Origin of the sequence: Crocosphaera sp. UHCC 0190 (assembly GCF_034932065.1) — a bacterium.
Classification (GTDB): Bacteria; Cyanobacteriota; Cyanobacteriia; order Cyanobacteriales; family Microcystaceae; genus UHCC-0190.
This window is the reverse complement of the sequence record NZ_JAYGHP010000007.1, coordinates 152,923-178,855: the sequence shown is the minus strand read 5'-3', so window position 1 is coordinate 178,855 and position 25,933 is coordinate 152,923. Positions and strand designations below refer to the sequence as shown.

The following is a 25,933-nucleotide window of genomic DNA, read 5'->3' as shown; positions in this document are numbered from 1 at the left end:
CATCTATTTCGACTAATAAAGTTTGTTTCATCGTCCGAGTCCCATGAATTGAGCAATAATATGGCGTTGAATCTCTGAAGTTCCTGAATATAATTTACTTCCCAGAGCATCTCTTAATTCTCGTTCAATTTCAAATTCGGTTAAATATCCATAACCGCCATAAATTTGAATAGCATCTAAACAAGATTGCACCCAAGACTCGCTAATATATAATTTTGTCATTGCTGCTTCCATCAAAATAGACTTACCCATTTTTTTTAACCATCCTACTTTATAAAGCAAGGTTCTGGAAGTTTCCAGTCTTAGCTTCATATCAACTAGCTTGGTAGAAACTAATTGAAATTTGCCAATAGATTGACCAAATTGTTTTCGTTTCTTAGCATAGTCAACACAAGTTGTGAGTAATCGTTCCATCGTTCCAATGGCACTAGACAGAATAAATCCTCTTTCCCATTCCATACTATGGGTAAAAATAGCCATTCCTCCACCTTCTTTACCGAGTAAATTTTCCGCAGGAACTTCACAATCTTCTAAGACTAATTCCCCTAATTGAGTAGTCCGTAATCCCATTTTAGAGATTTTTCGTTTTAAGGTACAACCTGGCAAGTTTGCTTCGACAATAAAACCACTTATTCCTGACTTTCCCTTAGATGGATCGACAGTGGCAAAAACAATGTAAAGATTTGAAACTGGTCCATTAGTAACCCAATTTTTAACCCCATTTAAAATATATTTGTCGTCTCGTTTTTGGGCGACTGTTTTAAGATTATAAACATCTGATCCTGCTTCTGGTTCACTAATAGCATGGCCTCCTATCAGTTCACCTTGACAAAGTTGGGGCAAATATTTTTGTTTCTGTTCTGCATTGCCAAAAGTTAAAATTGGCAGTGAGCAAGCCCATAAATGGGCATTGATTGCAAAAATCAGACCATTATCTTTACATCCTAAACCTAATGCTTCTAAAGCATATATAGTCGTCAAGATATCTGCACCCATTCCCCCATACTCTTTGGGAATTGGCAATCCCTGAATTTTCAAGCTCCCGCATTTTCTCCACCCCTCCCAATTAAAGGCCTCTTGGGCATCTAAGTCTATTAAATTACTATTGAGTTCTTGACGAGAAAATTCAAGGATTTTTTGCTGTAATTGACGTTGTTCTTCAGTCCAAGAAAAGTCTATCATGCTATCACTGTTACTCTTCAATAATTATAGTTTAGATTCTTGATTTTTATTTTAATATATTTCCGGTTTTTGTTCCATTATTATTCCTCCTAACCCTTTTCTTCCTCTTCATTTGTTTCCTGCATCTCGTTAGTCCAAGATTGCTTTCCGTAGAAACTGTAGGGACTGTGTTTTTCCCACCAGTACAAAATGAAGCCAACTGTTATAAGAAAAGATCCAGCAACTCCACCAACTAAGCCAATTTTCAGATCGGGAGAAGTAGGTTTATCCTTATCAGGTAAATTTGGACCACCGACTAATTGAACTGGTGGATAGATGATATCAATATTCCCCTTGGTCAAATCCAATTTAGTCACCGTTGTTGAAAATATTGCCTCAGCAATATTGAGATCGATTTTAAGGCTATCAATCGTAGACTGTTCCTGAGTTAAGACTTTTAATTTTTTCTCTAACTGATCAAGTTGAGTATCTAATTCTCGAAACTGGGCGACAGTAGCTTGCAGTTCAGATCTAGTAGTCACAAAATCTTGGAAAAGTTCTTGCCGAACTGTAGTCAGCTTAGGATCGAGAGTCAGAGCGGCGAGCTTGACGAGTTCTGTCTGAGAAATTTGCTTTCCTAATAGAAGACTAGCTCGTGTCTGTAACTCAATTAAAGCAGAATCTAGCTGATTCTTTTTTTCTAAAACTTGAGGATGTTCAGACCCTAATTCAGATAAAAGATTTGCTAAATCAGTATTAAGTTGACCATAGGTTTCAACTTGTTGCTGATAGACTTTATCAGCCTGAAGCATATAAGCCTCAGATACTTCTAGATCAGAAAAATCCACATCTTTTGATAATTGTTGTAGATGGGCATTTAAAGCTTGTTCTTGTGCAAGCAATTGAGCCTTCTGTTGGCGTAGAGCTTCAACATTAGTTGCCAGTGCCTTAGTCTGTTCATCGGAACTCAAGCTAGCTTTAGCGCGATAATTAGCCAGCTTGCTTTTAGAAACATTAAGCTGTTGGCGAGCTGATTCCAAGATTTTTTGTGTTTCTTGGATTCGCCGTTGTTGCTCTGTTTCTCTTAATCGATTAATTTCTTGTATCAATAGCTTATAAAGGACTTCAGATTTTTGCTTGGCTTGTTCTGGGGTATCACCAGTCATCTCAAACGAAATAATCGAACTATTGTCATCAGTAGTAATATCAGGTTCTCCAAAATCATCGACTGACAAATTAACTAACTTCGCTGCCTTCCCTAAAATGCCAGGACTATTAGCAATATAGACATAATCGCTTCTAACATCTTGATAAGGTGGTTGTCTATTGAGGTTTTTACTATCAGAACTAGCCTGGCCTACCTCTTGTAAGTTAAGATCAACTCCAGGATCAGGTCCGAGAATCATCAGTCCCCATTGGGTGGTGTAAGTAGGGGGAAGGAGTTTTAGGTAAGCCCAGACTAAACCCCAAACCACTGCATTACTTAGAACCCATGCTCCAAGATATTTTAACCACCAAACCCATCGTCTACCTCGGTGGGATGAACCTTTTTTGGGAGTAACAGTTTCCATAATATTGTCCATATTGTTATTAACGACCATTGAAAAATATCAAGAATGGACTGAATGGGGCAACGACATCCCCTACAAGCTTCCAAAAATTACTAAAATTGACGGCATCGGAGTCATAGCAAGCAATACCATCATAGGGCATAAGAAAGGGATTTTTTTGGTCGTTTAATGATGGTTGTAATAAATCTTCCACCGCTATCGCTAAGGTTTTTTCCGATCCAATGGCAGGCTCGGAGCGTACTAATACCGCAGTTCGAGCCGCATTGCTTACTGCACTTCCTCCAATACATTGGGCAGCAATCACTACTTGCGAAAAACGAGTTCCATAGGTAAAGTTAACTGAGTTTTGTTGGCTTCCTTGCACATTCAATCTTCCCTCTGTTGGATCTGTAAGATTGGAGATATAAAGAGGAATCTGTTGAGGAGTAATTTGAGAAGGACGTACTAATGCTTGTTGGAACTTGCCTGCATTAGGAACAATGATATGATCTCCCGCCACAAGGGGGACATCTGCCACTGACTCTCCTGTTAAAATTCCCTGGATGTCAACTATTCCCAAAGACTTACCATTTCTGACAATCTCAATCTTATTTAGATCGGCAGTGGGTTTGACTCCTCCGGCTGCTTGTAGGGCTATAGTCAAAAAACGATTGAGAGGATTATCCCCAGGAGCATTGGTGAAAACTGAAGCTGTCGTTGATGACGTATTTCTCTCGTTAATCAAAAACCGTCCTGGTTGGAAGACTTCACCTGTTACGGTTACTTGGATGGCTGAATATTCCAAAACTTGCACGCTGACACGCAATAAATCAGGGCGAAAAAATTTCTTTTCTAGCAAAATTGCTTGTAGCTTTCTGGCAACTTCTTCACGCTGCATTCCAAGCACAGGAAGTGGATCTAAATAGGGAATCTCTAAATTGCCTTCCAGGTTAACCTCATATTGCCCGGTAAAATCTTCTCCCCCTTTCCCTGGGATGGTAATTTTTACGAGATCCCCTGGAGACAGGGGCAAGCTTGAAAACATTTCCTGCTTAGTAGATCCGAGTGGCTCTTCTGCTCTCTGTTGCTGGAGGTTTATTGGAGAATTTGGCAGGATATCAGTTGCTCTGGCTAATCCAGAAAACAGTAACATTAGAGGTATTAAACAAAGCACTATACAGCCACTACCTGTACCTGTTTTTAAGAGATTGCTAAATAATAGTTTCTGTTTTGCCATTGCTTAAGTTTCTGATAATAAATAACCTAGATTTAATCTTGATTTAGATTTTCTAGCAGACAGATTTCAAAAAAGTTATGTTGATAGAATAACACCTTTTCAATGGTTTGTCATCAAACGTCTTTTCAAGGTTTCTTTAATGTTTTTCATTCTTTTAAAACTAAAAAGTAAAGCGAAACATAATTTAAGAGGAAATGATATTAAAACAACCAAGAAAAACCCTGGATTGGGATGAGCGACAACTAAATCATACCCCTTTCTATTCATTAAAGCTCGATTAATTTTTTGACAGATAAAAATTTCTGTATCTGTTAGTCCACCTTTCATCCAACTGCCGGCTCTAGCTGAATCTATCGTGTTTTGATCGGGTCTATCTGAGAGATTGGAAGATCCTACACGGGGAACGTTTAATAGCTCTGAATCATAACTAATTTCAAGAAATTGACAAATTTCTTGAACAGATTCTTCGGGTTGGAATAATAAATCTTCAAAACGAAGGTGATAAACCCGTGGGTCGTGCCGATACCTTTCAGATGCTAAAATATTAGTATTCCATAATTTACTAATGGTAATAGGATGATAATTAATCCAATAACGAATTCCTTCTTTTTTAGGGATTGTCTTTGAAAAAAATGGACGTTTCCACCGATTTTTTTGAGATAGTAATATATCTCTAGGATCTCGAATCATGTTAATAATTCTAGCCTCTGGATAAAATTCAAGAATTTCTTTTATATACAACACATTTCGAGGGGTTTGTTCACAAGAAATTGATTTATTATGTTGCGAAGATTCATATTCCAAAAAAGCCAGAAAGATATCTGTTAAATTCAAATCTTGAGGTAATGTTTCTAATATACTTTGAGCTTCTTCAAGAAAATCTGTAGGGTTTCCCTGAGTTAAATAACCTTGACGTTGAATTGTTAATAAACGAGCCATAATTTTAAGAGCTTGGGACTGGGAGACAATAGTAAATTTTTGATCTGTACTCCAAAGTTCTTCAAAAAAATGTAGCTCTTCAAACGTAAATACTAAAGAATGATTCCCTAAAATACGAGCCATTAATGTCGTGCCACTTCGACTGTTGCCGACAACAAAAAATTGACGTAATTTACTACTGGTTAAATTGGTAGTCATGACTGAGTACACGGACTAAAATTTTTGAATATTTTTGTCAGTAAATTAGCTCACAAAAGAGCGGAATAGATCTTCATAAGCTTGCAAATCTGTTTGGTTGGCAAAATCTTGATGATATCTCTGAAAACTAGCTTTTTTCATTCTCTCTAATTCTTGGTCATCATTTAGTAATTGCTCTAGCTCCTTAGCACAATCTTCCTCTCCTTTGAAATAATGAGCCTTTTGGCCAGCTACCCAGCCATTAAACGGATTCTGATGGGCTAGGACTGGCGAACCAGCACTGAGAGCTTCTACTAATGAGGGATTCGTTCCCCCTACTTGATGGCCGTGAATGTACAACCTTGTGTAAAAACGCAAAGCATCGACAATTGGTCGCTCGTAAATAGCACCGGTAAAAAGGACTTCTTCACTCGCACTTTCTAATACCTTTTTATGATAGGCAAAATCTTCAGGGACATAGCGACCTAATACAACTAACTTAAAACCACGTCTTTTTCTTGAAAATGCCGAGACAATTTCTAGGATTGAGTTTTCTGGTTCGGGCCGAGCAATCAGTAATATATACTGATTGGGAAGCAGGTGATAAGGTTCCAAAATCTTCACATCTACTAACAAAATTGGCTCGGCTCCATAAGGAATAATGCTAATTTTTTGAGCATTAGTCATGGTTGACAAATAAGCTTTAATTTCTGGGTGATCGGCAATAAGATGATTGGCTAACCAGCAACCACATTTTTCATTAACATATAGCCAAATTTTTTGCCAGAGTTTCCACTTTTGGCGTTTCCATTCTAATCCATCCATATTCATCACAGTGATTTTTCCTTTCAGGCGACACCAGAAACTAAAAATAGCCGTGTTATAGCCAAGGACAAGGATCATACCTTCATCACTCGCAGCTTTTACCATAGACTTCCAGTCAAAGACAATGGAAGTTAAAGGGGTAACTTTAGGAACTGACACATGAACGAGTTTGACTCCATGCCAAAATTCCTCCCCTGTTTTGTTTTCAGATTGACAATAGACAGTTACCTTCCATCCTTTACTCACAAGATAGAGCGCAAGTCGTTGGGCAAAAGTTTCAAATCCACCATATTTTGCTGGTATGCCACGAGTTCCTAAAATCGAGACATTCTTGGACATCTTTTTTTGTATTGACGTTATCTAAGAGTACACTTATGATTATAGAAGAAACTCCTACAATTTCATTAAATTAAGCTTTTTTAAGGAAAAAGTTATCTATGCTTCCTTATGTTTTACAGCAGCTTTTGGAAGTGAGTGCCAATCGCTTTCCAGGGCAAACGGCCGTTATCTCTAAAGGCAGTGAGATAACTTATGGCGGTTTAGAGGCTGTCTCAAGTCAACTAGCCCATGTTCTGCTGAAATCTGGCATCAGCCGAGGTGATCCGGTGGGAATCTATCTGAAAAAGTCGATTGAGTCAGTTATCGCTATTTTTGGAATTTTAAAGGCGGGAGGGGTTTACGTCCCTCTCGATCCCTCTGCACCCACGGAAAGAATAGATTTTATTATCAGAAATTGCGGCATAAAAGCCCTGGTGACTGATGAGAAACAGTTGATTCTTTGGCAAAAAAATAGTTTGTCGGATCTATCATGCTTAAAATGCTTGATTTTGACCAATAAGACACCGATTGATTCTCTCAAGCAGATCTCAACAGCCCCAACGCTTAATTGGCAGGATGTATTGGCAACTAAGCCTGTTTCTGCCAGCCCAGATCTCATTGAAAACGATCTAGCCTATATTCTTTATACATCTGGCTCAACAGGCACTCCTAAAGGCGTTGCCATCAGCCACAGAGCTTCTTTAACGTTTGTTAATTGGGCTTGTGAATGTTTCCAGGTACAACCTTCGGATCGGGTATCTAGCCACGCCCCTTTTCACTTTGATCTTTCGATCTTCGATATTTTCGCCACCATCAAAGCTGGAGGGACAATCATTCTTGTTCCTCCAGAATTATCAGTTTTTCCGATTAACTTGGCCAAATTTATCGAAGAAAAAGAAATCACTATCTGGTATTCAGTTCCTTCTATCCTGACTCAGTTAGTGCTAAGGGGAAAGTTAACTGAACACCAATTTCCTGATCTGAGAACTATCCTATTTGCCGGAGAGGTTTTTCCTATTAAATACTTAGGCCAGTTGATGGAATTACTCCCCCAGGCTAAGTATTACAACCTTTACGGGCCTACGGAAACTAACGTCTGTACCTATTATGAAGTGGAGTCCCTCTCCGGCGATCGCGTCGAACCTCTCCCCATTGGGCGAGCTTGTGCCAATACAGAAGTTTTCGCTGTTAAGGAGGATAACACCCTGGCTCAACCAGGGGAAGTGGGGGAATTGTATGTCCGCAGTCCTTCCCTGATGGCAGGCTATTGGGGAAGTCCAGAAAAAACCGAGCAAGTCCTCGTAAGTTATCCCCTCTATCCCCATCTAGCTCCGACAACTGCCTACCGCACAGGGGATCTCGTCCGTCAAGATTCAGAAGGCAACTATCTTTATCTCGGAAGGCGGGATAACCAAATCAAGAGTCGGGGTTATCGCATTGAACTAGGGGAAATTGAAACCACCCTCTACAGCCATCCAGCCATAGAAGAGGCAGCGGTCATTGCGATTCCCGATGAAGAAATTGGCAATAAGATTAAAGCCTTGGTGGTTAAACGAGAGGGAGAGGAATTGCTGTCGGGTGATTTAGCGTCTTTTTGTGCTAAGCGACTTCCCAAATATATGCTTCCTACTCTAATTGAGTTCCGTCAAATCTTACCGAAAACTTCCACCGGAAAAATTAATAAAACTTTACTACGTCAGGAAGTATTGCCTGAGAATGTTTAAACCAATATTGGAAGATTTGCACACAAATAATTGTCAAATATGGTCATTTATGTTATTATTTAGGAGCAAAAATTAACTAGCCAAATAGAATATTTAAGCTACTCTAATTTCTTATAACTCTAGCAGTATAAGTCTGAATTGTATACAGATTTTACTCAATTTCTGTTGGCTTTTTAATCTATTCAAAACATTGTCATTAAATTCTGAGAAAAAATGGTATGTCATCTTCTTTACAAGAACAAGAAGTACAACAGGTTGTCAAAAAGCATATAGCTGAGCAGTTTATGTATGACAAACCCGAAGTGAACTTAGACAATGATTTACCTTTAATTGAACAAGGAATCATTGACTCGGTTGGAATTTTTCAAATGATTAGTTTCCTAGAAGATAAGTTTCAAGTAATTCTTGATCCCGATGAAGTCTTGCTAGAAAATTTTGAGACGGTAAGTGCTATTAGTTCTTTCGTGATCGATAAATTGTCTCCCCAAAATTAAGGCCCCTTGGCCAACTTTAAAGAATTGGTTAATCTGTAGAGCAAACATTTAATAGTTTAGTGAGAGGATATGATGTTTATTCCCCATAAATGTGATGTAGTTGTTATTGGTGGCGGGCCATCTGGGACTATGGCAGCCACATTTTTAGCGCAAAAGGGCTATGAAGTAGTGCTTTTAGAGAAAGCAAAACATCCGCGTCTCCACGTCGGAGAAAATTTAATCCCCCATTTTTGGAAATATGCTGATCTAGCGAAAGTTAGTGAAAAAATTGTCTCTGATGGCTTTATCGAGAAAGCTGGAGGGACAGTGGTTTGGAATGGAACAATTCGCAAAATGTCTTTTAAAGACTTTGGTTATACTCGTCCTGCCTATCATGTAGAACGCGATCGCTTTGACCATATACTCTTAGAAAACACGCGAGAACAGGGAGCAGAAGTCTTTGAAGAAATTGCTGTTTTAGCAGTCGATTTAGATGATAGTGCAGAAAGACAAACAGTCAAATATCGTCACGTTAAAGAGAAAACCACGGGAGAAATCCTCTGTCGTTTTGTGGTGGATGCCAGCGGACAGGGTGCAGTTTTAGGAAAACAGCTTGGAATTCGCACCGTTGATGAAGACTTCCGTTTTATGAGTATTTGGGGATACTTTAAAAACTCTAAATATGTTGGAGCAGATAATCAAATTTATCCCTGTGAAAAGTTAAGGCAAATTCCCCCTACTACTTTTGTTTCTTCTATTACCGAAACGGGAGATGCGGGATGGTCTTGGCACATTCCCCTGCGGGAAAGTACCAGTGTCGGATTAATTCTTCCCCTTGATTTTATGAAAACTGCTAAAAGGTCGGATGAATCATGGGAATCCTATTTTATTCGCAAATGCTATGAGATTCCTATTCTCAAAGATCTCTTAGCCGAAGCAACATTTTGTGAAGGAAGTTTTGCCAAAATTCAGGATTATTCTTACCGCCTAACCCAAGTCACTGGGCCAGGATATTTCCTACTAGGAGATGCCGCAGGTTTTGTTGATCCTATTTTTTCAGTCGGGATGATTTTAGGGATGTATTCCGCTTACTTAGCCACTTGGGCGATTGATCGTAGCTTTAAAAACCCGAAGTCAGTCGCCAGCAACCAAGCGTTATATACCAAGCAATTGCGGGGAAGATATGAAGTCAGTCGCTCTCTGGCTCTGCCCCAATATTGTTCCACAGGCGAAGTGAATGAAATGGCCAAAAACGCCGTACAGTTTGAAAGCTTAATGGAGCAAGAACTTATGGATGTGGTTTCTAAAATGACGACTCGTTCTGAGAATTTTGTCAGCCTTGCTCCTAGGGATAAAAAGGGACAAAAAATTGAATCCAACCGTTATCGCATTCTCGATAGTATTGCACTCTAGGAATTAAAACACTGAAAGTTAATTTCAGGTTGTTTAAAGCTCTTGGGTTGTTACACATTGAACCTCCTCAAAAGGAAAATCCTCATTACTTCTGTGCATTCGTGTTCCCAGAACTTCTGACTTGCTAAAACGCATTTTAAATGCGTTTTAGCTTAGAACCTTTCAAAACAGTTGAGAATCTATACAATGGACTCCATTCGCCGAATACCTGGATATCAATTCATTCCAACCACTTTAATTTTAACAGGCTGGTTGATCTACATGGGAGCCACTCATCAATGGCATTTGTTCCTTACTGAGTGGTTCATGTCAGTGACCATGGCATTTGGTTCATTTATCGCTGGGGCGACTGCGGAAGGGGGTGGTGCAGTCGCCTTTCCTGTCATGACCTTGATTTTTCATATCAAACCTGCCGTTGCCCGCAACTTCAGTTTGGCGATTCAAAGCTTTGGCATGACCTCAGCCGCTTATCTGATTTTTGTGCGGAGAATTCCCGTTGAGAAAAATTATCTAGTCCTCTGTAGCATTGGCGGAGTTTTCGGGATGGTTTTTGGGGCTTTTGTCATTGCTCCCTTGACTTCGCCAGCTTACACCAAAATGTTCTTTGTCTCCCTATGGTTAAGTTTTGGCTGTGTTCTCTTTTTCTTGAATACCAACAAAAATCGAGTCGTTCGAGAGGAATTACCTTCGTTTTCTCCCAAAGGAAAAATGTTTTTGGTAGGGATCGGATTTTTAGGCGGTATTATCTCTAGTCTCGTGGGAAGTGGGATTGATATTTTTAGCTTTTCTATCATGACAACTCGCTATCGTTTGTCTGAAAAAATTGCGACCCCAACCAGTGTTTGTTTAATGGCAGGTAATACAGTCATTGGCTTTTTGCTCCACGTTTTTGCTTTGAAAGATTTTCAACCTGAAGCCTGGAATTACTTGCTAGTTTGCATTCCTGTCGTTATTTTTGGAGCTCCGTTGGGAGCCTATTTTATTACTGGTTTCACTAGAGAATCTATAGTTAAGTTTCTCTATTTTGTCTTGTTAGCCCAGTTTTTAGGAGCTTGGTTGATTGTTAAACCTTACAGTAACATATCTTTGTTATTGTTTACTCTTACCGTGTTTTTGATTGGTTTATTCTTCTTCTTCGGCTTCGGCAAGATGAATTCTGTTGTCCAAGAATTAGGAGATAAAAACAGTCAATAAACTATTTATGGTGCATAAACGATAGCAGTCCTCAATGATTTGTAAGATTCCCTAACCCCTAACCCTTATTCTGAGATATTGTTCTCAAAACTAAAACAGGACTGCTATATGTGATAAGTTGCTTAAATGCACAATAGCTAAGAAACAATGAAAAAACTAGAACAAGTAAAGTATTTCAATAATCCAACTGCACAATTAGAGCCAGGTGTTGAGGAGATAAAAAATATTATTAAGCGACATCACACTTGGGGAAAGCCATTCGCCCTTCATGCTCTAATCATCAGATTATTAAAAGCAGTTTGGATATTATATTATGAAACCGAGTTAGTAACTCAGCAAGTTTCTCCTCAGAATAAAGAGGCCATAATCAGTGCTGTCTCCAAAGTTAATCAATGTCCCTTTTGTGCTAGCAGTCACACCGCAAACGATGTTAAACAAGCCCTTGACTCGAAAGCTCTGAATTTAATTCCCAACAAGAAAAAACGATTGTTAGTCAAGTGGAGCTTGGCTACTTTATCACCAGAAGCAAAAATTGTACAATCGCCGCCTTTTAGTAGGAAAGAAGCTCCTGAAATCATAACTACAGCGATACTTTTCCATTATCTCAATCGAATGCTTAATATTTTCTTGCCCCAAGAATCAGAAGAAGAAAACTTCTCGAAATTGAATAAATGCAAACAACTCAAAGGACAGGTGTTCGGCTGGCTGAAAAATCAACTAAGAAGCAGGACAATTTACAAGCCAGGAGCTTCCTTGAACCTCCTGCCTCGGACGGCACTTCCTGAAGACCTTAAATGGGCAAGAGGCAACCCTACTGTAGCAAACGCTTTAGCTCAATTTGCCGCCACTGTTGAACAGGAGGGTCAAGCTGTGCTGTCCGAATCTGTCCAAGAGTTGGTGAAGGATTATCTAAAATCTTGGGATGGTAATCCTCCCCCCTTAGGCACTTACTGGGTTGAAGAAGCGATCGAGACACTGGATGATTCTTTGAAACCAGAAGCAAGACTGGCCATGCTGACTGCAATCGCTTCCTATCAGGTAAGCGAGCCTGTTGTCCGTCAATTTCGCAAGGTTCATCCATTTGATCGAGAATTGCTAGCGGCTACATCCTGGGCAAGCTTTGCGGCCGCTCGCCAGATTGGAGGTCAACTTACCGTCCCAAGTGTCTAGCGATGGGAACAGAGTTAATTTTTTTTAGTTAATCAGGTAGAGAAAATCAATGAAACATCCAGAGATTTGGGAGTCTGTTAGGACTTTGATGAGATTTCGGAACGAAGCTCCCCCTTTACAGCCAGTGGAACGAAAGGATAATCTTCCCCTTTCCTTTCCTCAGGAGCGGTTGTGGTTGCTTGACCAACTGAACCCTGGGAGTGCTGACTATAACGTTCCCTATGGCTTTCGAGTACGAGGAGAACTGAACGTTGAAGCTTTGGAAAAAAGTTTCAACGCCCTTCGGCTCCGCCATGAAATCTTGAGAACGACCTTTCATAGTTCAGACGGTCATCCTGTCCAGGTGATCGCGCCTGTCGACCCCCAACCCCTTCTCACAATGGACTTGACTACCTATCCTGAAGGCGATCGCTTTTCTAAAGCTCTCCAACTCGCCGACGAAGAAGCAGAACGCCCCTTTAATCTCAGCACGGGTCCCCTGTTCCGCACCACTCTAATTAAATTAACATCAGACAGTTATTTTGTCCTGATTACTCTCCATCACATCGTCTATGATGCCTGGTCTGATGGCGTTCTGTTTCGAGAGTTAGCTGAACTCTACCAAACCTTTTCTAGTGGTCAATCTCTCCCCTCCTTGCCCGATTTGCCCATACAATATGCTGATTTTGCGGTTTGGCAAAGACAATGGCTTCAGGGAGAGTTTCTCGATACCTTGCTCAATTTCTGGCAGGGGCAACTGTCAGATCTGCCATCCCAGCAACTGCCAGCTGATCGAACAAAACCCCCAATTTCTTCTGGGCAACGGGAACGGCAAGTCTTAGTCTTGCCTAAAGAGCTTAGTGAAAAACTGAACACTTTCACCAGCGAAGAAGGAGTCACCCCCTTTATTACCCTCTTGGCTGCCTTTAAAGTCTTGCTGCATACCTATCTAGGTCAGGATGAGGTTTTTCTTTGTACTCCCATTGCCAATCGCAACCGCAGTGAAATTCAGAAGCTAATTGGTTATTTTGTCAACCTGATTATCTACCGTAGCAATCTGTCTGGCAATCCCAGTTTTCGAGAATTTCTTGGTCAAGTCCGCCACCAGAGCGCGCAAGCCTACGCTCACCAAGATCTGCCGATTCAATTGTTAGTCAGCCGACTCAACCTAATCAATGTTCCCCTGTCTCAGATCATGTTTGCCCTTCAAAATGTCGTCCTTCAGAATCCCAAACTGAGGGACTTGACCATCACTTCTTTAGAAGAACAGAGGGGGACTGATTTCGATCTCTTTCTTTCTATGGAAGAAGATAAGGGAGAATTGAGTGCCGTCTTGAAATACAACGTCGATCTCTTTGAAGAAACGACGATCACCCAAATGCTCCAGCATTACCAAACCGTGCTAGAGAATATAGTGGCTGAACCAGAACAGCCGATTTCCCAACTTTTACCCCTAACGGATGCCCAAAAACAGCAATTTCAAGAAAAACGCGATCGCCAGCAGGATTCTACCGAGTCTCAAAGTCAAGCTTCAGCCAACTTTGTCAAACCTCAGGATCAATTAGAATTGCAACTGACGCAAATTTGGGAGGGGATTTTTAACACTCATTCTCTGAGCGTGACTGACAACTTTTTTGCCCTAGGAGGCAAATCTTTACTCGCTATTCGCCTGTTAAATCAAATTGAAGAAAAATTCGGCAAAAAGCTGCCATTAAATACCCTCGTTGAATTTCCGACTATCGAGAAACTAGCCAATATCCTTCGCCAAGAAGAAATTACCATTCCTTGGATACCCGTTGTTCCCCTGCAAGCTAAAGGGGATAAACCGCCCCTATTTCTTCTGCCACCAGCAGCTTGTACCGCTTTACACTACACTGACTTAGCTCATTATTTTGCTCCTGAACGACCTGTTTACGGGTTAGAACAGTTAGGAATGGATGGCAAGGATAAGCCTCACGATAATGTGGAGGAAATGGCTGCTTACTATGTTGAGAAAATTCAAGCTATTCAGCCTCACGGCCCCTATTTTTTAGCTGGGCGTTGCATGGGAGGTATTGTGGCATTTGAAATTGCACTTCAAATGCAAGCAAAAGGGGAAACAGTGGCTTTGTTAGCGATCATTGATACCCAAAGCCCACCTCGCTTAAAACCCAGAGATTTTTGGTATTATGTCAGCGAATTCTTTAAGCGACTGCGACATCCAAAATTTATCCTTAGCTTCTTCCAAAAATTCTTAACAAAAACGAAAACGACTTTTTCTGATGATCCTCAAGGGCGGCAAATTCATTATGTCCACATGACTCATGCCAAAGCTAGGAAAAAGTACATTCCAAAAAGGCTTTTTTCGGGAACGATAGAGCTATTTAAAAACGACAGCGAGAGTCTAGAAGCTCAAAAAGGATGGAAAAAATTAGTCCGAGGTGTGGTGAACGAGCATATCATTGAAGGAGACCATGAAACTATGCTAGATGAACCTCACGTCCAACAATTTGTTAACAGCTTGAAAGATTGTATTAATCAAAATATTTCTACTACTGAAAACCTCCCATGTTCATCAAGAAACTACCCTTAGCTGGTCTGTCTAATCTTCTGGGTCGTTCTGGCTTTTTTTGGCTAGGCATCTGTTTATTGACTAGTTTTTCCCTAGGACTAATTGACTATGGATTCGCTCGTCTGTTACAAATTTTGCTGTATTCTCTTGGACTCGTACCCCAAGAAAGTATCCCATTACAAAGGAATTTGCAATTTTCCTTGGAGTTACTACTATTTCTATTTTTAGGCTTAGGAATCTTGCGAGCAATTTCCCAGTTTTGGGCCTATCAAAGTAGTGATTATGTTTATGAAACAATCAATACGCGTCTGAGACTTTTTGCTATCTACGAAGTTCTTCTCGGTTCATCACAAAAGTATGTTTCTGCCACTGAGACTAACTCTAGAATTGGCGAAATATTTCCACAAACGGCATGGTTTTTTTGGTACAGTTCCTGGACTCTTTCCTTTGGAGTTGAATGCCTCGTTCTTTTAGCCGCAATGCTCTCTTTAGCTTGGCGAGAGTCTGTCCTGGCTGTCTTTGGACTAGTAACCATTGGATTATTAGTCTTAAAAGTTAATCAACGAGTGCGGGTAATGGCCCGACAAGTTCCTGAAGAACAAAAAGCCTTGGTTGGTGGAATAGAGCGAATTGCTCGCAACTGGCTTTTAGTTAGAATACTACGCCTAAATACGTCAGAGTATCAGCATCTGGTCGGTAAGAATTTAAGTTATTATCAAAAATTTATTAAGGCCAAATTTTGGGGAAATATCGGTGCTGTTCTCCCCTTAGTTTTAGGAGTTGTTTTGTTGATTTTAATTCTTTTTATGAGTCTTGAAATTTGGAAAACTCCTGGCATTCAGTTAGTTTCTTGCCTCTATCTTTTCAGTAGATTTTTATCGACTTTTTCTCGCTTGGGTAGGGGCTTTGGCATCATGAATTCAGTCGCCCCTCATCTGAAGCTTTCCCTAGCTTATTTATCGGATTTTAAACCAATAGAAATCCAACAAGCAATGGAACCCATGAAGGCTCTCAAATCTTTTAAAAGTTCAGATACCATATTGCCTGATACTTATAATTCTGCTGAAGCTGCGAGAGATCACTCTCAACAATTAAAATCACCTCCTAATATTGAATTGACTGGTGTATCTTTTTCTTATTTTCCTGATAGTCCTCGAATTTTTAATAACATTTCTCTCCAGATTAAAAGTGGAGAACAGTTTGGCCTTATTGGCAAAAGTGGTTCGGGAAAATCTACTTTACTCGGCTTAATTTTAGGCGTTATTCAGCCGAGCAATGGGACGATCAAAATTGCCAATATCGATGCTCCGGTATTCTTTGCTAATCCTGACCTTCGGGTGGGTTACGTGGGGGCAGAACCTTTTTTGATAGAAGGTAGCATTAAGGATAACCTAGACTATGGCACCCGAAAACCCTACTCTCTCGAAGAATACCGCGAAGCCTTAGCAGCAGCAAGTCTTTTAGAAGTGGTCGATAGCCTTCCTGATGGACTGAACTATCAACTTACTGAGAACAGCCAAGGGTTATCAGCAGGGCAAAAACAACGGTTAGCCCTAGCCCGCGCTCTATTAAGCAAGCCCCAAATTCTGGTGTTAGATGAAGTCTCTGCCAATTTAGATGATGAAACTGAAACTGAAATTGCGAAGGAACTTTTGGCTTTAAAGGGACGTTGCACTGTGATTATTGTCTCCCATCGACAGGGAATTTTAAAGTTTGCTGATACCATAGTAGAATTATCCAGCAATGGCAGCTTATCCCAACTTAATTAAAGTGATAGTTTTAGTTAGGGGTGGGTACAAGAGTACAAATTTCTTCAGCATAAGCAAGGGCTGCCTCTTGCCAAGTCGAGCTAGATAGGCTTTTGGGTATTTCTTGAGACAAGCGATTTAACACTAAGTCGGCTGCTTGTTCAGGATGGTCTGGGTCGACTGGGATCATAACCATTGTGCCTGCTTCTGCTGCGGCTTGATTCTTGTCACTAACAATTACCCAGCGTCCAAAAGAAGCTGCCTCGGCAACGGGAAAACCAAACCCTTCTTGATCGGACAGAAACACCACTGCCGTTGCTTGCCGATACCATTGAGCCAAACTTGGATCGTCCACATACCCATGATAGTGAACCCAAGAACGAGGAGCAATTTCCTTAAGAAAAGCCTTGCCTTTGGCTTCAGTCGATCTATTCATCCCCCCCACTAAATGTAATTCCCAAGGTTGACTACTAAATTCTCTTAGGGCGCAAACCAAGGCTACCGCTTCAGGAAGCCGCTTGGCTATCGGGTCGATTCGCCCAACGGATAGTAGAAAAGGAGCATTGGGAACTGGAATTTCAACCGGTGCTAACTTGATTAAGGAAGAATCACTCCCATTGGGAATAACTTTCAGCTTACTTTTGAGTTTTGACGAGGAACGGTATTGGTACAGGGTATGCTCAGTCGCCTGACTGACTAGGATAATTTTCTTGGCAAAAAGCAGGGAGGAATCTAGATAAATGGCGGCTCGCAAGGCCGTTTTAAGACGACTGCCATATTTAGTCGGTTTAGCCCACTCATTAACATCATGGATCGTAGCCAGTGAGGGAGGATGCCAAGGGAGTACAATGGGGTTAGACAACCAAGCAACCGCTTCTATTTCCCTGCTTTGGCAATAACGGGTAAAACGAGAGGCAAACCAAGCAAATCGTTTGCTGGGAGTATAATCTAAAGGAGGGAGAGGCTGGATAATATCTTTTCGGCATTGGAACGCCCGTGTGTTAGTAATAGCATTAGGAGAACCCAAGATTTTTACATCTATTTCTCTCGCCATTAATTCTTCTATTAATGGCGGCAACAATCGATCTAGGTATTTTCCAATCCCTAAGCTCGGTCCTAAATAGTGGGCAATTAGCGCAATTGGCATAAATTAAAATCAATAGCTAGCGATGATTAAACAGAAAATAGTCACGATTTTAATATGAGGTGCAGGAGCCTCTTTTCACTCTATACTATTATGTATATGTAAAATCTTAAAATTTATGGGCAACGATAAAGTTCATGATTGTTAGAAATCAACTAGAGCGACAGGATAGACAAAGATTACAATGGACTTTTTGGATTATTGTTTTCCTAATCGTCTACCTTCCTTTAGAAGACTTTATTCTTAAATGGCTACCACTTCCGAATAGTATTCTTTCGGGATTTCGTCTTCTTCCTGAATTAGTTTGTTATCTATTATTTTTCAGACTATTATACCAAATTTGCACTCGCAGACGACCACTAAAAATAACTTCTATAGAAGTTCTATTTATTTGTTTTTTAATGTGGGCTGGTTTTTTAATTATTATTAGTATCTTACTTTTTAATGCATCTTTGTTTGGTGGAGTTTCAAGTTTAAGGACTCTAATTAGGTTTGTATCAGTATATTATTTGGTCGTAAATCTTGAACTTTCCGAGGCCAATATTTCCTTGATATTGCAAACAATCATAGGGGTGGGAGCGTTAGAAGGTTTGATCGCTACGGCCCAATATTTTGGAGGCTCACCGATTAAAAAGATATTTGAAGTTACAAGTCTTAAACTTGAGTTAAAAGCTCAGGAGGGTAATCTCTCACCTGCCCTATTAGGCGTTGGAAAAGTAGGCTCATCATCGGGAACTTTTACCGATTCTAGTGTTTTTGCCTTATTTTTTTTAATTCCTGTTATTCTAGTAGTGACTTGGACTATTTATCGAACCTATCTACATCCTAAAAGCCATTATTTTTTGCTGCCTAACTGGAAAGAAATCCTTTTTTTATGTTTGATTTACTTTGGCATTTTTTCCACCTATAAACGAGCAGTTCTCCTGATATCATTCGCGCTACCCATATTAGTATTATTTTATTTTGGCAGGACTAAAATTTCGGTCTGGCTAGCCTTTCTGTATGGAACATTATTCTTGGTTCTATTCTGGGGAATTATTGTCTTTAATTTTAATCCCAGTCCAACTAGTTCAGGGGCATCGGTTCGTAGAGAAAAAAAAGATATTAGAGCCTATGTAATAGAACTCTTTACTCCGGAATACTGGAATAGATCGAGTGAAGGTTCCCGGTTATTTTTTATGAAAATATCTTGTGGGAATGTTCTGGGGAGTAATTACTGGTACGGACTAGGGCCCGATGAAAATACAACAGTTGAGCAATTAATTAAATTAACCCATGGTACGCGAGATAAAGGACAATTTCAAGAAACCAGCCTGTACTTTAAGGATGCTTACTGGTGTGCTATGATATCCTTCTATGGAGTTCCAGGCACTTTAATTTATTTACTAATTATTTATCAACTATATCGTTCCTCTCTAGCCGTAAGCGAAAATGCTTCAGAAGTAGTTGAAAAATTACTGGGAGTGTCTGCAAGTATTATAATCCTATTATATGCAATTTATTCTCTTGCCGAACAACTCCCAGAAGTTAGGGTATCTTCTTTTTATTTTTGGACGATAGCTGGCTTGGTTGTTAATGTACGTCATAAGCAAAAAATCAAAACTATTAAAGTTCTCCTAGAAAAAAATCAATCGTATTAAACTATTGTTGGGGCCATCAATATGACTAACCTTTGGCTAAATTTTAAAACCAACCTCAATCTAAAAGGATTGGCGTTAACTCTACTCATCGGAGTAAGCTCCTGTGTATCGCAAAATAGCCAGTTGAATAATGCTCAAGAGACAGTAGCCCAAAATTTGTCTCAATCTTCTGCTCTAACCACAACCGCTTCTTTATCAGAATTTGGACGCTCGCTGTCGGCAGACTTCCTGTGCTACAATGCAAACGTACTACTTTTTGATTCTTGGACTGAGCCAGCTTTAGTGAAAGCGGTAAAGCAATTAAAGCCAAGAGTCCTGCGATTTCCTGGAGGAACAGTATCGGACTTTTGGGACTGGCAGCGAGGAGGGATTATGGAAGATTTAAGTGAAGTCAATCCCCGCCAATTGCCGGGAATTTTGAGAAATCAAAGGGTGCGCCAATATACTGCCAGCAAGCTAGAAGATTTCAAAGCGGGATTGACTGCAACTCAAACTAAACCTTTATTTGTTCTCAATATCTTAACCTCTGATCTAAATTCTCAATTGGCGATGTTACGAAAAGCTAGAGATTTAGGGATTCCCGTTGAATATGTTCAAATTGGGAATGAAGCTTATTTTAACTTGCCAGATAATCTGGAACGTTTTCCAACTCCCGACGATTATGCAAAGTTTGCTAGTCAGTGGAGTGATGCCATTAAGAAAGAGTTTCCGAAGGCGAAAGTAGCCGTAATTGGTGCTAGTCAGACTTATATTGAACGAGGTAACGAGCGCATTCGTTTTTGGAATGATAGTGTCTTAAAAACAGCTTTGCCGAAATCGGATGCCATAGCTTTCCATCTCTACTATGATACAAATATTATCCCCCCCAGCAGTTCAGCAACAAGTTATCCTTTTTTCACTCAAGAAGATGTGCCAATCATTTTAAATTTGCCATTTTTAAACTGGAGAAAAATGAGAGAAAATCAGCAGTTTAAAGCAGTCCCTGATCAGAAAGAAATCTGGATTACAGAATATAATGTAATGGAACCTCTACAAGGACAAGGAAGCTCTGGCCCTAAAATTATTGGTAGCTGGGCTCATGGTTTGCAAAATATAGCTTTGAGTTTACTATTCTTGGAAGATAAGCGAATTAATCGAATTTGCAATCATGTATTAGTGGGAACTTCACAATTTGGGGCAATTTTAGCTGATGAAAAACAAATTGGAATCGGTACTTTTATTAATCCCTCTGAAAAAGTCAAGGCTGAACCTTTTAGTTTATCTGCCAGTGGTTCTGCCTTAAAGTTACTAGGTGAGGCAACGGAAAACATGACTCAAGCTAAACAAATCAATTTCTCGTCTAATCCAATGGTGACAGGAAAAAATCAAGCTCAATATCCTTCTTTGTCTGGATGGCTATTTAGCAATGGTGAAGAAAATCGAGCAGTAATTCTTAACTTATCATCTGAAGTAGTGCAGGTGAATTTTGATTCTATTTTTCCTAAATCTGTTGATTATGAACAAGTTTCGGGAAATCCTAGAGATTTAGTTAGTAAATCGGGAATCTTGACTGAATCGCAAGGGACGACTTCTAAAAAGATTCAGTTACCTGCTTATTCTGTTACGAAACTGTCTTCTTTAAAATAACTTAAAATTAAGATTAATCTCATCCTGTAAACCAGAAAAATCAATGACTAGCACCAAGTCAAAACTACCTAATTTAGTAATAGCAGGGGTTGTAAAAGGGGGAACAACATCTCTTTATACTTATCTAGCCCAACATCCTGATATTTGTCCATCCTCAGTCAAAGAGACTTGTTATTTTTCATCTTTCCGCTACGGTCAATTAGATGCTCGATATCGTCAAGCACTTGCTCCTTTTGAACAGTATCAAAGTTATTTTATTCACTGTCAAGATCAGAAATATAGAATGGAAGCTACTCCAGGATATTTTGAAGGGGGTATGAGAGTAGCGAAAGAAATTAAAACAACCTTGGGGGATGAAGCAAAAATTTTGATTATCTTGAGAGAACCGATTTCAAGATTTTTATCTTTCTTCAAGTACAAAAAAAGTATATTATCCCTGGATAAAAATTTAACAATAGAGGAATATATAAAACAATGTGAAGCAATCCCTGAGCAAGAAAGAGTCCAACAAGAAAATGATACTTATTGGGGTCTTGATGGCGGATTTTATGCAAATTATTTAGACGAATGGTTTACAAGTTTTGGAAAATCTCTAAAAGTTATTTTTTTTGATGATTTAAAAAATGATTCTAAACAGTTATTAAAAGAAATTTGTCATTGGTTAGAAATTGACTGGGAAGGTTGGGATTTGCCTGATTTAAAAGCAGAAAATAAAAGTGTCAACTATAAAAGTCAATTCTTACAACGTTTAGCTTTGCTGGTTAATGACTCTGCGGAAAAGTTTTGGCGAGCAAATCCTAAACTAAAAATTCAACTCAGAGAGATTTACTATCTGATTAATGGAATGGCCCATACTGATGAGTTGAAGCCAGAAACTCTAGAGTATCTAATATCTCTTTATAAACCTTACAATCAAAAATTGGCTGAACAACTAATCGCCAGAGATTATAGTGTTTTTCCTCAATGGCTTCAACACGGAAGCTGAAATTTTCGGCGTTTACCTCAGTCAAATCCAGATTCGGTGACTCTTCTAGACTAAGTATGATAAATTATTAGAAGATCCGATTCAGTTAAGGAGAAGTTATTATCTGTTAATCGTTTGATTATTTATTTTTTCTTAGGCAAAAGTTAACATAACAACTGACACAAACTAAGGCAAAATAAAAAGTTGTTAAGCAAGATGCTTAATTAACTTGGTAATTATAAGGAGAAGATTATGGTTCAGGCACCCTCCCCAACAACAATAATATTAGATAATCCTCTATCTCCCGAAGAATTGCGTAAAATTCATGCTTATTGGCGTGCTTGTAACTATCTCGCCGTTGGGATGATTTATTTACGGGATAATCCCTTACTTAAAGAACCCTTAAAAGAAGAACAAGTCAAAAATCGTTTATTAGGTCATTGGGGTTCAAGTCCTGGCCTAAGTTTTATCTATATTCACCTCAACCGACTCATTAAAAAATACGATTTAGATACTGTTTATATGGCCGGCCCTGGCCATGGGGCCCCTGGCGTTTTAGGGCCTGTTTATCTAGAAGGAACCTATTCAGAAGTTTACCCCGAAAAAAGTGAAGATGAAGAAGGAATGAAAGCCTTTTTTAAACAGTTTTCCTTCCCCGGTGGTATCGGTAGTCATTGCACCCCAGAAACCCCTGGTTCTATCCATGAAGGAGGAGAATTAGGCTATAGTTTATCCCATGCTTACGGTTCAGTCTTAGATAACCCTGATCTCATTACCGTTGCGGTAGTGGGAGACGGAGAAGCAGAAACCGGCCCCTTAGCCACTGCTTGGCATTCTAACAAGTTCCTTAACCCAATTCGAGATGGGGCAGTTTTGCCAATTTTACACCTAAATGGTTATAAAATTGCCAATCCCACCATCTTAGCCCGTATTAGTCACGAAGAATTAGAATATCTCTTTAAAGGGTATGGTTATAAACCCTATTTTGTGGAAGGTTCCGACCCCGAAATTATGCACCAAAAAATGGCTGCAACCCTAGAAACGGTCATTTTAGAGATTAAGCAAATTCAACAAGAGGCTCGTAGTAGTGGGGTTGCGAAACGTCCCATGTGGCCGATGATTGTGTTACGCTCTCCTAAAGGATGGACTGGCCCCGCCTTCGTAGATGGCAAAAAGACTGAAGATTTTTGGCGATCGCACCAAGTCCCCTTATCAGGAATGCACGGCAACCCTGCACACATCAAGATATTAGAAGACTGGTTAAAAAGCTACAAAGCGGAAGAACTTTTTGACGCAACGGGTAAACTCTTACCTGAGTTAAAAGACTTGGCCCCTACCGGAAACCGTCGCATGAGTGCCAACCCTCACGCTAATGGGGGAATCTTACGAAAAGACCTGAAAATGCCTGATTTTCGGGAATACGGCGTAGAAGTGGACAAACCCGGTGCAGTAGAAGCGGAAAATACCAGACCTTTGGGCAATTTTTTGCGGGATGTCATGGCTAATAACATGACCAGTTTCCGTGTTTTTGGCCCAGATGAAACCGCATCTAACCGTTTAGATGCTATCTATGAAGTTAGTAAAAAAGTTTGGATGGCTGATATCTTAGAAGAGGATGCAGACGGCACCGAAATCACCAGGGATGGTCGGGTGATGGAAATGTTAAGTGAACATACCTTACAAGGCTGGTTAGAAGGGTATTTATTAACAGGTCGTCATGGCTTTTTCAACACTTATGAAGCCTTTGCTCATGTGGTGGATTCCATGTTTAATCAACACGCAAAATGGTTAGATATTTGTAAACATGAAGTGCCTTGGCGTGCGCCTGTTTCTTCTTTAAATATTCTGCTTTCTTCGACAGTTTGGCGACAAGATCATAACGGGTTTTCCCATCAAGATCCTGGTTATGTTGACTTAGTAACTAATAAGAGTGCAGAAGTAGTCAGGGTTTATTTTCCCCCTGATGTTAACTGTTTATTATCCGTAGCCAATCACTGTTTAAAAAGCAAAGATTATGTCAATGTAATTGTTGCAGACAAACAGAAACATCTCCAATTCTTAAACATGGAAGATGCCGTTAAACACTGCACCAAAGGCATTGGCATTTGGGAATGGGCCAGTAATGATGACTGTGGGAAAGAACCGGATCATCCTGATGTAATTATGGCTTGCTGTGGAGATGTATCTACTCAAGAATCTTTAGCAGCAACTGCTATTTTAAGGGAAGAATTCCCTGAATTAAAAGTCCGGTTTATTAATGTGGTGGACTTGTTTAAACTGCAACCAGAATCAGAACATCCTCACGGATTATCTGCACGGGATTTTGATACTTTGTTTACCACAGATAAGCCAATCATTTTCAATTTTCATGGTTATCCTTGGTTAATTCATAAGTTAACCTATCGTCATACAAACCATCATAATCTTCATGTGCGGGGTTATAAAGAAAAGGGCAATATTAATACACCCTTAGAGTTGGCGATGAATAACCAAATTGATCGCTTTAACTTAGTTTTGGATGTGATTGATCGGGTGCCAAAATTAGGTTCTGCTGCTGCTTATGTTCAACAACGCATGAAGAATGCGATTATTGAACATCGGGCTTATGCTTACGAAAATGGCATTGACAAGCCAGAGATTACTAACTGGAAATGGCCGTTTTAATTATTAATTGTAGGGACAATTTATGAATTGTCCCTACTTTTGGAAAGGATCTCAAAATTACCTTCAATCTCCAATTAGAAAAAAGTTCACCTGTTAGTGCAACGGTTTAGCAAGAAGTCTCCGCAGTCCGAAGATTCCTAATAAGCCAAATCCTAAAATAGATGAGGGTTCAGGAACAGATTGAGATTCAACTTCAAACGCCAAAAATTGAGTAAATTGGGTCGGACTAAAGTTATTATCGCTAACTAAAATTAAAGAACGATTACCATTAGTCAGAGTTTCCCCAAAAGCCAACCCTTCAAGGTTATCAATGGGGATACCCAAGGTGGTTAAATCCAAAAGAAGGGTCTTTTGAGCAGCAATCAGGTTAGGTTGTCCATTAATGGAGGATAATCCACTAATATCCGTCGCCCCTGCTAAGGAAACTTCAAAAATTTTGACGGTATTGCCCGTATTTCCTGGGGTTCCCTCCGCACCAACAGAAAAAGACCGTTCTAAGGCTAAAAATCGCTCACCACTATTATCCAAGGCTAATAAATCCACTAACCCATTGGTGTTAAATTGACCAGTAGGATTAGGGGCAAGGGCAACGGGGTCAGTATTATAGATAAATTGAGCAATGGGTTGTCCTGTGGTTAGATCGTACTGCAAAATCCGCGATGGACTACTGTTACTTAGGGTTGCTATAGAACCGTCTTGGACTAAAGCATTTTCAGTGGCAGTAAATAGGTAGCGTAAATCAGGAGTGACGGTTAAACTTTCTAAAGCTAAATTATTGCGAACCCCACTGGTTGTTGGAATAGAATTAGGTTGAGGAATAAATTGAGAAGGAATCGATAAAGCTTGATTTTGTTGCCCTGTGCTAATATTAAAGCGATTCAGAAAAGGATTAACAATGCGATTAGTAGAAACCTCTCCTTCTGAGGGGATATAGACATTTCCATTCACTAATGTAATATCTTCAGGATCAAGACTATTGGCAGCGAAAGGTTGACCATTGGCTTGTAAAAGGGTAGTAACATCAGTAAAAGTTACACCACTATTATTTCCATCGTTGTTAAATTGACTTAAATCTAACGTAAGAGTGTAGAATCTTGCGGGATTAATAGAACTGCGATCATCAGAATTAGCATAATAATTTCCCGAAGTGGGATCATAGTCAATTCCTGATAAACCACCAACCTGTGTTCCGCCAAAACTTGCTCCAGTTTGAACAATTGATTGACCTAAAAAGTTTAATTGCAAAGAAGAAGCTTGAATCGGTTGGGGATTAACCAGTCCAAGAATTACACTACTTAATAGGCCAGCAGTTACGATTGAATGTTGGTTGACTTTTAGCATAATTAGTTGCCTGATTAATGAGTGTAGTTGCGGAAAAAGTTCTCAAGATAGTTGAGTGATTGAAGTCAAGTACCTAATCAAAATTAATGGCGCGG

General features: G+C 39.7%; 18 protein-coding genes. 11 read left to right on the top strand and 7 right to left on the bottom strand.

Annotated elements, in window-relative coordinates:
- Positions 1-27: 27 nt before the first annotated feature.
- The 5 genes from VB715_RS12355 to VB715_RS12335 all read right to left on the bottom strand — a co-directional run bounded on the left by VB715_RS12355 (position 28) and on the right by VB715_RS12335 (position 6,228).
- A complete protein-coding gene (locus tag VB715_RS12355; protein ID WP_323301516.1) occupies positions 28-1,182 on the bottom strand; it encodes an acyl-CoA dehydrogenase family protein in 1,155 nt (384 codons plus the stop codon).
- An 89-nt stretch (positions 1,183-1,271) separates the two neighbouring features.
- Entirely contained in the window at positions 1,272-2,732 is a 1,461-nt protein-coding gene (locus tag VB715_RS12350; protein WP_323301515.1) for a hypothetical protein, read from the bottom strand.
- A 19-nt stretch (positions 2,733-2,751) separates the two neighbouring features.
- Positions 2,752-3,948 (bottom strand): polysaccharide biosynthesis/export family protein, encoded by a 1,197-nt coding sequence (locus tag VB715_RS12345; protein WP_323301514.1) that lies wholly within the window; start codon positions 3,946-3,948, stop codon positions 2,752-2,754.
- A gap of 99 nt (positions 3,949-4,047) precedes the next feature.
- On the bottom strand, positions 4,048-5,085 hold the full coding sequence (locus VB715_RS12340; protein ID WP_323301513.1) for a sulfotransferase: 1,038 nt from the start codon (positions 5,083-5,085) through the stop codon (positions 4,048-4,050).
- A 45-nt stretch (positions 5,086-5,130) separates the two neighbouring features.
- Positions 5,131-6,228 (bottom strand): DUF1972 domain-containing protein, encoded by a 1,098-nt coding sequence (locus tag VB715_RS12335; RefSeq protein ID WP_323301512.1) that lies wholly within the window; start codon positions 6,226-6,228, stop codon positions 5,131-5,133.
- A gap of 98 nt (positions 6,229-6,326) precedes the next feature.
- Between VB715_RS12335 and VB715_RS12330 the strand changes: the two genes are divergently transcribed.
- From VB715_RS12330 to VB715_RS12300, 7 genes are all read left to right on the top strand, one after another.
- Complete coding sequence (locus tag VB715_RS12330; RefSeq protein WP_323301511.1) at positions 6,327-7,931, top strand: amino acid adenylation domain-containing protein; 1,605 nt, start codon at positions 6,327-6,329, stop codon at positions 7,929-7,931.
- Between the two features lie 218 nt (positions 7,932-8,149).
- Positions 8,150-8,425: an acyl carrier protein gene (locus VB715_RS12325; RefSeq protein WP_323301510.1), complete on the top strand. Its 276-nt coding sequence runs from the start codon at positions 8,150-8,152 to the stop codon at positions 8,423-8,425.
- 69 nt (positions 8,426-8,494) lie between these two features.
- Positions 8,495-9,817: an NAD(P)/FAD-dependent oxidoreductase gene (locus VB715_RS12320; protein WP_323301509.1), complete on the top strand. Its 1,323-nt coding sequence runs from the start codon at positions 8,495-8,497 to the stop codon at positions 9,815-9,817.
- A gap of 186 nt (positions 9,818-10,003) precedes the next feature.
- Positions 10,004-11,011 (top strand): sulfite exporter TauE/SafE family protein, encoded by a 1,008-nt coding sequence (locus tag VB715_RS12315; RefSeq protein WP_323301508.1) that lies wholly within the window; start codon positions 10,004-10,006, stop codon positions 11,009-11,011.
- Between the two features lie 147 nt (positions 11,012-11,158).
- Complete coding sequence (locus VB715_RS12310; protein WP_323301507.1) at positions 11,159-12,181, top strand: hypothetical protein; 1,023 nt, start codon at positions 11,159-11,161, stop codon at positions 12,179-12,181.
- Between the two features lie 49 nt (positions 12,182-12,230).
- Positions 12,231-14,732: a condensation domain-containing protein gene (locus tag VB715_RS12305; protein WP_323301506.1), complete on the top strand. Its 2,502-nt coding sequence runs from the start codon at positions 12,231-12,233 to the stop codon at positions 14,730-14,732.
- A complete protein-coding gene (locus VB715_RS12300) occupies positions 14,708-16,480 on the top strand; it encodes an ABC transporter ATP-binding protein (RefSeq protein ID WP_323301505.1) in 1,773 nt (590 codons plus the stop codon). Before VB715_RS12305 ends, VB715_RS12300 begins: the two co-directional genes overlap by 25 nt.
- A 10-nt stretch (positions 16,481-16,490) precedes the next feature.
- Here the strand turns inward: VB715_RS12300 and VB715_RS12295 are convergent, their stop codons facing one another.
- Positions 16,491-17,606: a glycosyltransferase gene (locus VB715_RS12295; RefSeq protein WP_323301504.1), complete on the bottom strand. Its 1,116-nt coding sequence runs from the start codon at positions 17,604-17,606 to the stop codon at positions 16,491-16,493.
- Between the two features lie 134 nt (positions 17,607-17,740).
- On the opposite strand from VB715_RS12295, the gene VB715_RS12290 reads away from it, so the two are divergent.
- The 4 genes from VB715_RS12290 (at position 17,741) to VB715_RS12275 (ending at position 24,497) form a co-directional block, all read left to right on the top strand.
- Positions 17,741-19,243, top strand: coding sequence for a hypothetical protein (locus VB715_RS12290; protein ID WP_323301503.1), 1,503 nt, complete (start codon positions 17,741-17,743; stop codon positions 19,241-19,243).
- 123 nt (positions 19,244-19,366) lie between these two features.
- Positions 19,367-20,869 (top strand): hypothetical protein, encoded by a 1,503-nt coding sequence (locus VB715_RS12285; protein WP_323301502.1) that lies wholly within the window; start codon positions 19,367-19,369, stop codon positions 20,867-20,869.
- 43 nt (positions 20,870-20,912) lie between these two features.
- Positions 20,913-21,854, top strand: a complete 942-nt coding sequence (locus VB715_RS12280) for a sulfotransferase (RefSeq protein WP_323301501.1) — start codon at positions 20,913-20,915, stop codon at positions 21,852-21,854.
- A 231-nt stretch (positions 21,855-22,085) separates the two neighbouring features.
- On the top strand, positions 22,086-24,497 hold the full coding sequence (locus VB715_RS12275; protein WP_323301500.1) for a phosphoketolase family protein: 2,412 nt from the start codon (positions 22,086-22,088) through the stop codon (positions 24,495-24,497).
- 93 nt (positions 24,498-24,590) lie between these two features.
- Here the strand turns inward: VB715_RS12275 and VB715_RS12270 are convergent, their stop codons facing one another.
- On the bottom strand, positions 24,591-25,838 hold the full coding sequence (locus VB715_RS12270) for an esterase-like activity of phytase family protein (protein ID WP_323301499.1): 1,248 nt from the start codon (positions 25,836-25,838) through the stop codon (positions 24,591-24,593).
- Between the last annotated feature and the right edge of the window lie 95 nt (positions 25,839-25,933).

Bases quoted from the DNA above. Each gene is read 5' to 3' on its own strand.
- VB715_RS12280 (WP_323301501.1), top strand. From the start codon at position 20,913: ATGACTAGCACCAAGTCAAAACTACCTAATTTAGTAATAGCAGGGGTT.
- VB715_RS12290 (WP_323301503.1), top strand. From the start codon at position 17,741: ATGATTGTTAGAAATCAACTAGAGCGACAGGATAGACAAAGATTACAA.
- VB715_RS12300 (WP_323301505.1), top strand. From the start codon at position 14,708: ATGTTCATCAAGAAACTACCCTTAGCTGGTCTGTCTAATCTTCTGGGT.
- VB715_RS12330 (WP_323301511.1), top strand. From the start codon at position 6,327: ATGCTTCCTTATGTTTTACAGCAGCTTTTGGAAGTGAGTGCCAATCGC.
- VB715_RS12295 (WP_323301504.1), bottom strand. From the start codon at position 17,606: ATGCCAATTGCGCTAATTGCCCACTATTTAGGACCGAGCTTAGGGATT.
- VB715_RS12350 (WP_323301515.1), bottom strand. From the start codon at position 2,732: ATGGAAACTGTTACTCCCAAAAAAGGTTCATCCCACCGAGGTAGACGA.
- VB715_RS12315 (WP_323301508.1), top strand. From the start codon at position 10,004: ATGGACTCCATTCGCCGAATACCTGGATATCAATTCATTCCAACCACT.
- VB715_RS12325 (WP_323301510.1), top strand. From the start codon at position 8,150: ATGTCATCTTCTTTACAAGAACAAGAAGTACAACAGGTTGTCAAAAAG.
- VB715_RS12320 (WP_323301509.1), top strand. From the start codon at position 8,495: ATGATGTTTATTCCCCATAAATGTGATGTAGTTGTTATTGGTGGCGGG.
- VB715_RS12305 (WP_323301506.1), top strand. From the start codon at position 12,231: ATGAAACATCCAGAGATTTGGGAGTCTGTTAGGACTTTGATGAGATTT.
- VB715_RS12345 (WP_323301514.1), bottom strand. From the start codon at position 3,948: ATGGCAAAACAGAAACTATTATTTAGCAATCTCTTAAAAACAGGTACA.
- VB715_RS12275 (WP_323301500.1), top strand. From the start codon at position 22,086: ATGGTTCAGGCACCCTCCCCAACAACAATAATATTAGATAATCCTCTA.
- VB715_RS12355 (WP_323301516.1), bottom strand. From the start codon at position 1,182: ATGATAGACTTTTCTTGGACTGAAGAACAACGTCAATTACAGCAAAAA.
- VB715_RS12340 (WP_323301513.1), bottom strand. From the start codon at position 5,085: ATGACTACCAATTTAACCAGTAGTAAATTACGTCAATTTTTTGTTGTC.
- VB715_RS12310 (WP_323301507.1), top strand. From the start codon at position 11,159: ATGAAAAAACTAGAACAAGTAAAGTATTTCAATAATCCAACTGCACAA.
- VB715_RS12270 (WP_323301499.1), bottom strand. From the start codon at position 25,838: ATGCTAAAAGTCAACCAACATTCAATCGTAACTGCTGGCCTATTAAGT.
- VB715_RS12335 (WP_323301512.1), bottom strand. From the start codon at position 6,228: ATGTCCAAGAATGTCTCGATTTTAGGAACTCGTGGCATACCAGCAAAA.